Genomic DNA, 6040 nt, shown 5'->3' on the forward strand with positions numbered 1-6040 from the left:
CAGCACGGCGTCAACCTGGAGGTCGCCATAGAGGTGGGGGAAGAGGTCTCCCCCCCGGGAAGGCTCCCAGCGCAGGGCTTCGCCCAGAGTGTCGCCGTCGACCTCGAGGACCAGGAGGCCCACCTTGCCGGCGAAGTGCCGGGCCGCCGTCTCCTGGGCCTGGGCAGCGGTGGAGAAGTGGATGTAGCCGTCCGCCAGGTCCACCGCCGACCCCTGAAACCGGCCTGCGGCCCGGGCGATATCCCATTCGGACCGGGGCAGGATCTTGTAGATCAGGGTCATCCGGCGATGTCCGGCTGGAAGAAGCCGTCGAAGGTCGCACGGCCGTTGGCGTCGAAGGCGAAGGCGACGGCGGCGGAGGTGGGAAAGCCGGACCGGATCCGCGAAAGGGTGCTGGAGGGGCCCGAGGCCTCGGTCATCAGGTCCTCGGCGAGTTCCTGCAGTCCGGGATTGTGGCCGACCAGCAGGATAAGGCCTGCGTCCCGCCCAGCCTCCAGGAGGATTCGCCGCATCTCCAGGGCCTCCGCCAGGTAGAGGGCGTCCTCGAAGCGGACCTCACAACCCGGCAGCAGGGCGCTCATGGCCGCCCAGGTCTCGCGGGTGCGGACGGCGGCAGAGACCAGGGCCAGGTCGGGGATCAGGCCGATGTCGGCCAGGGACGAGGCGACGGTGACGCAGGCCTCCCGGCCGCGCGTCGTCAGCCGCCGCCCGAAGTCGCCGCCCGTCTCCGAACCCGCCTCGGCCTCCCCGTGGCGAAGGAGAATCAGCCTGTCCATGACCACTCCAAATCTCGTGCGGGACGTTCATACCCGCACCCGTGCCCTGTGCGAAGCGGTTGACAGCGAAACGGACAGGCGGTCCAAACGGGCCAATGAAGGCCCTCTCTCCCGCTCACGACGGATCTGAGTCCGGCGGCGGCGTCTGGCGGTTTCCCGCCGACCGTCCGCTGAGGCTGGACTCGGGCGCCGCCCTGTCGCCCCTGGAGGTGGCCTACAGGACCTATGGCCGGCTGAACGCAGACCGGTCCAACGCGGTCCTGGTGCTGCACGCCCTGACCGGAGACCAGTACCTGGCCTCGACTCATCCGGTCACGGGCAAGCCCGGCTGGTGGACACGGGTGGTGGGTCGCGGCCTGCCCCTGGATCCCGACCGCCACTTCATCATCTGCGCCAATGTCCTGGGTGGCTGCATGGGCACGACCGGCCCCAGCTCCACCGACCCGGCCACAGGCGCGCCCTATGGACTGGCCTTCCCGGTGATCACCATCCCCGACATGGTGCGCGCCCAGGCCATGCTGGTGGAGGCCCTGGGGATCGAGACCCTGTTCGCCGTGGTCGGTGCCTCCCTGGGCGGCATGCAGGTGCTGCAGTGGGCGGCGGACTATCCCGAGCGGATCTTCTCGGCCATCTGCATCGCCGGAGCGGCCCGGCACTCAGCCCAGAACATCGCCTTCCACGAGGTTGGGCGGGCGGCGATCATGGCCGATCCGGACTGGCGCGGCGGGGCCTATGAGGCGGCGGGCGTGAGGCCAGAGAAGGGCCTGGCCGTGGCCCGCATGGCCGCCCACATCACCTACCTGTCCGAGGCGGCCCTGCAGCGGAAGTTCGGCCGCGAACTGCAGAGTGACGGCCTGTCCTGGGGCTTCGACACCGACTTCCAGGTTGAGAGCTACCTGCGGCACCAGGGGGCGAGCTTCGTCGACCGGTTTGACGCCAACTCCTATCTCTACATCACCCGGGCCCTGGACTATTTCGACCTGGCCGCAGCCTACGACGGCCAGCTGGCGGGCGCCTTCGTGCCAGCCCGGAATGTGCGTTTCTGCGTCCTGTCCTTCTCGTCGGACTGGCTCTATTCCACGGCCGAGAGCCGGCACGTGGTGCGCGCCCTCAACGCCGCCGGCTGCCGGGCCAGCTTCGTCGAGATCGAGACCGACAAGGGCCATGACGCCATCTTCCTGGAGGAACCGGCCCTGGACTCGGCCCTGCGGGGCTTCCTGGCCTCCGCCGCCGAGAAGCGGGGCCTGTCATGAGCGGCGGGATGCGCGAGGACTTCCGCGAGATCCTGCGCCTGACCCCTGCCGGGGCGCGGGTGTTGGACGTCGGCTGTGGCGAGGGTGACCTTTTGGACCTCCTGACCCGGGAGCGGGGCGTCGACGGCCAGGGACTGGAGATTTCCGCCGACGGGGTCTCGGCCTGCCTGGCCCGGGGCCTTGCCGTGGTGCAGGGCGACGCTGACCACGATCTCGACAGTTTCCCGACCCGCGCCTTCGACGTCGCCATATTGTCCAAGACCCTGCAGCAGATGCGCGATCCCCGGCACGTGGTGTCGGAACTCCTGCGGATCGCCGACCGGGCGGTGGTGAGCTTTCCCAACTTCGGCCACTGGCGGGTGCGCTGGGCCCTGCTGGCGCGCGGCCGCATGCCCGAGACCCGGACCCTGCCCGATCCCTGGTGGTCCACGTCCAACATCCACCTGTGCACCCTGCACGACTTCCTGGCCCTCACCGATGACCTGGGCCTGAGGATCGAGGCCTGCGCGGCCCTGTCGGGCGGCCGTCCAGCGCGGCCCATCTACCCGCGCTCGGTTCTGGAGAACTGGCGGGCCGAGGCGGCGGTCTTCGTGCTGAGGCGGGACTAGCCCGAGATCGCGGCGGCGTCGGCCTCGCCGGTGCGGATGCGCAGGGCGGTCTCGAGGTCCATGACGAAGATCTTGCCGTCGCCGATCTTCCCGGTATTGGCGCTGCGGGTGATGGCCTCGATGACGGCGTCGGCGATGTCGGTGGGGACGGCGATCTCCAGCTTAACCTTGGGCAGGAGCTTTACCTCGTACTCAGCCCCCCGGTAGACCTCGGTCTTGCCCCTCTGGCGACCATAGCCGCGGACCTCCGTGACGGTGAGACCCGAGGCGCCGGCTTCGGTGACGGCATCCAGGACGGCGTCCAGGCGGCTGGGCTTGATCACGGCAATGATCATCTTCATGGGCAGGCTCCCGAGTGCGCCCGGCGACACTAACGCCGAACCGGCGCAGCGGCCAAGCCTCACGGCGCCTCAGCGTCCGGCGAGGTCCAGAAGGTACTGGCCATAGGCGGTCTTCGAAAGGGCCTCGCCGGCCCGCCGGACCTGGTCGGCGTCGATGAAGCCGTTGGTGAGGGCGATCTCCTCCAGGCAGGCGATCTGCAGGCCCTGGCGTTTCTGGAGGGTCCGGACGAGTTCGCTGGCCTCGAGCAGGCTGTCGTGGGTGCCGGTGTCCAGCCAGGTGAACCCGCGATCCATCTTCTGAACGAAGAGGTCGCCCCGCTCCATATAGAGCCGGTTGAGATCCGTGATCTCCAGCTCGCCCCGGGCTGAGGGGCGCACCTGTCGGGCCAGCTCGACCACGTCCCGGTCGTAGAAGTAGAGGCCGGTCACCGCCTGGCGGGAGCGCGGGTGTTCGGGCTTCTCCTCCAGGCTCAGGGCCCGGCCGGTGGCGTCGAGCTCGACCACACCGTAGGCCTCGGGCCGTTCGACCTCGTAGGCGAAGATGGTGGCGCCGGTCGTGCGCGCAGCGGCGGCTTCCAGAAGCCCGGTCATGCCGGCCCCCAGGAAGATGTTGTCGCCCAGGATCAGGGCGGCCGGGTCGCCGGCCAGGAAGTCCTCGCCGATCAGGAAGGCCTGGGCCAGGCCGTCGGGGCTGGGCTGGACGGCGTAGGCCATACGCACGCCGAACTGGGAGCCGTCGCCGAACAGGCGCTGGTAGTTCCCCAGATACTCCGGCGAGGAGATGATCAGTATGTCCTGGATCCGGGCCTGCATGAGGACGGAAAGGGGATAGTAGATCATCGGCTTGTCGTAGATCGGCAGGAGCTGCTTGTTCACCGCCAGGGTGGCGGGGTGGAGGCGCGTACCGGCGCCGCCCGCCAGGATGATGCCCTTCATGCTCTGCCTCCCTGTCGCTCGCCCGCCCCGGTGAGCCGGTCGACCACCTCGTCCGTCGCCTCCGTCCAGGGACGGGGCGAAAGCCCGAATGTGCGGGTGAAATGCGTCGTGTCCAGCCGGGAATTCGCTGGCCGCCGTACGGGGGTCGGCCAGTCGGCCGAGGGGATGGGGGTCAGGGCCGGCGCCCTGACGCCCGCCTGGGCGGCGCGCTCGAAGATCCGGGCGGCGAAGCCATACCAGGTGGTCTCGCCGGCACCGGCGAAGTGAAAGATCCCGGCCGGCTGTGGCGCAGGGTCGGCGAGCCGCCGGCAGACGGCCCCGATCGCTGCGGCGATGTCCAGGGCCGAGGTGGGGCAGCCCGCCTGGTCGTCAATCACGGAAAGGGCATCGCGGGTCTCTGCCAGACGCAACATTGTGCGCAGGAAGTTGGCGCCCCAGGGGCTGTAGACCCAGGCGGTCCTGAGGATCACATGGCGGGGATTGAGGGCGGCCACCGCCATCTCACCTGCGGCCTTGGAGGCACCGTAGACGCTGACGGGTCCGACCGGGTCGTCCTCGCGGTAGGGCCGGTCAAGCCCGCCATCAAAGACATAGTCCGTCGAGATCTGGACAAGGGGAAGGCCGCGCTCCGCGGTGGCGCGGGCCAGTATGGCCGGCCCGTGGGCGTTGGCCGCCCAGGCCTCGGCGGCGTGGGTTTCAGCGGCATCTACCGCGGTCCAGGCCCCGGCGTTGACGACCGCGGCCCAGGGCCGATCCCCCACCCAGCGGCGTACTGACCCAGCGTCGGCCAGGTCCAGTTCGGTGCGCGGAGGGGCCACGACCTGAAAACCGGCCGGCGGGGCCTCGCGCAGGGCGAGCCCCACCTGGCCTGAGCCTCCAGTCAGGAGAAGGGCAGGAAGACCAGAGCCGGACATGACGTTCCGTTGGGACGACCGGCTGGGTGCCGGTCGTGCACGCCGGTCAGCCCTCGGTACTGTCGCTGGAGGTCCCGGCGCGCTCGGCGGCGGCCAGGGCCCGCTCTGCGGGGGTCATCTGGCGCTCGGCGATCCGGGCCGACTTCCCGCGGCGGTCGCGCAGATAGTAGAGCTTTGCCCGGCGCACGACGCCGCGGCGCTTGACCTCGATGCTCTCGATGTTCGGCGAATGGATCGGGAAGATCCGCTCGACGCCCTCGCCGAAGGAGATCTTGCGGACCGAGAAGCTCTCGTTGATGCCCTGGCCCTGGCGGGCAATGCACACGCCCTCATAGGCCTGGACGCGCTCGCGCTCGCCTTCCTTGATGCGGACATTGACGCGGAGCGTGTCGCCGGGGCGGAAGACCGGAATGGCGCGGGTGGCGACCAGACGGTCGGCTTCTTCCTTTTCCAGTTCCTGGATCAGGTTCATGGTTCAGTCCTTTCGTGCCGGGCTTTACTCGCCCTTTGCCTGTTGATTGGCGAGCCAGGCGGTCCAGAGGTCCGGACGCCGTTCCCGCGTAGCGCGTTCCCGCTCGGTCTGCCGCCAGGCCGCCACCTGTGCGTGGTGGCCGCTGAGCAGGACCTGCGGAATTTCCAGACCCTCAAACGTCCGCGGTCGTGTGAACTGCGGATGCTCCAGAAGCCCGTCCTCGAAACTCTCTTCACTGAGGCTCTCGGCCTGGCCGAGGACGCCGGGCACGAGCCTTACACAGGCCTCGATGGTCACCAGAGCCGCCGCCTCGCCGCCGGCGAGGACCGCGTCTCCGACCGAGACCTCCTCGAACCCCCGGGCGTCGATCACCCGCTGGTCCACCCCCTCGAACCGACCCGCCAGGACGATGAGTCCCGGCCCGTCGGCCCAGTCCTTCACACGCGCCTGGGTCAGGGGCCGACCCCGGGCGCTCATATAGAGAAGCGGGCGCCCGCGCGCTTCGACGCTGTCGAGCGCCGAGGCGATCACGTCCGCCCGCATCACCTGCCCCGGCCCGCCCCCTGCGGGGGTGTCGTCGAGGAAGCCGCGCTTATCCTTGGAAAAGCCCCGGATGTCCAGCGTTTCCAGGGACCAGAGACCGGCCTCGCGCCAGGCCGTCCCGACCAGCGAAACCCCCAGCGGCCCGGGAAAGGCCTCGGGGAACATGGTCAGGACTGTGACCTCGAAGGGCGGCGGCG

9 protein-coding genes are annotated in these 6040 nt (G+C 69.7%); 2 read left to right on the forward strand and 7 right to left on the reverse strand.

Features of this window, described 5'->3' with window-relative positions; genetic code table 11:
• The coding region (locus WCJ52_RS10915) for a DUF952 domain-containing protein (RefSeq protein WP_336903337.1) at positions 1 to 282 on the reverse strand (282 nt) is incomplete at its 3' end.
• Entirely contained in the window at positions 279 to 776 is a 498-nt protein-coding gene (locus WCJ52_RS10920) for a histidine phosphatase family protein (protein WP_336903338.1), read from the reverse strand. The genes WCJ52_RS10920 and WCJ52_RS10915, both read right to left, overlap by 4 nt.
• Before the next feature lie 95 nt (positions 777 to 871).
• Between WCJ52_RS10920 and WCJ52_RS10925 the strand changes: the two genes are divergently transcribed.
• Together WCJ52_RS10925 and metW are read left to right on the forward strand one after the other, a co-directional pair.
• Positions 872 to 2029 carry a homoserine O-acetyltransferase gene (locus WCJ52_RS10925; protein ID WP_336903339.1) on the forward strand — a complete coding sequence of 386 codons (1158 nt, stop codon included), beginning with the start codon at positions 872 to 874 and terminating at the stop codon, positions 2027 to 2029.
• Positions 2026 to 2637: a methionine biosynthesis protein MetW gene (metW, locus tag WCJ52_RS10930; protein ID WP_336903340.1), complete on the forward strand. Its 612-nt coding sequence runs from the start codon at positions 2026 to 2028 to the stop codon at positions 2635 to 2637. Before WCJ52_RS10925 ends, metW begins: the two co-directional genes overlap by 4 nt.
• Here metW and WCJ52_RS10935 read toward each other — a convergent pair.
• The 5 genes from WCJ52_RS10935 to trmD all read right to left on the reverse strand — a co-directional run bounded on the left by WCJ52_RS10935 (position 2634) and on the right by trmD (position 6008).
• Positions 2634 to 2978 carry a P-II family nitrogen regulator gene (locus tag WCJ52_RS10935; protein ID WP_336903341.1) on the reverse strand — a complete coding sequence of 115 codons (345 nt, stop codon included), beginning with the start codon at positions 2976 to 2978 and terminating at the stop codon, positions 2634 to 2636. The two genes, metW and WCJ52_RS10935, sit on opposite strands and share 4 nt — an antisense overlap.
• Positions 2979 to 3047: 69 nt before the next feature.
• Positions 3048 to 3914: a glucose-1-phosphate thymidylyltransferase RfbA gene (rfbA, locus tag WCJ52_RS10940; RefSeq protein ID WP_336903342.1), complete on the reverse strand. Its 867-nt coding sequence runs from the start codon at positions 3912 to 3914 to the stop codon at positions 3048 to 3050.
• On the reverse strand, positions 3911 to 4828 hold the full coding sequence (rfbD, locus tag WCJ52_RS10945) for a dTDP-4-dehydrorhamnose reductase (protein ID WP_336903343.1): 918 nt from the start codon (positions 4826 to 4828) through the stop codon (positions 3911 to 3913). The genes rfbA and rfbD overlap by 4 nt, the downstream gene beginning before the upstream one ends.
• A gap of 46 nt (positions 4829 to 4874) precedes the next feature.
• Positions 4875 to 5300: a 50S ribosomal protein L19 gene (gene rplS, locus WCJ52_RS10950; RefSeq protein ID WP_336903344.1), complete on the reverse strand. Its 426-nt coding sequence runs from the start codon at positions 5298 to 5300 to the stop codon at positions 4875 to 4877.
• Positions 5301 to 5324: 24 nt separating this feature from the next.
• Positions 5325 to 6008, reverse strand: a complete 684-nt coding sequence (gene trmD, locus WCJ52_RS10955) for a tRNA (guanosine(37)-N1)-methyltransferase TrmD (protein ID WP_336903345.1) — start codon at positions 6006 to 6008, stop codon at positions 5325 to 5327.
• Positions 6009 to 6040 lie beyond the last annotated feature (32 nt).

The organism is Phenylobacterium sp., from assembly GCF_037138395.1.
Lineage (GTDB): Bacteria > Pseudomonadota > Alphaproteobacteria > Caulobacterales > Caulobacteraceae > Phenylobacterium.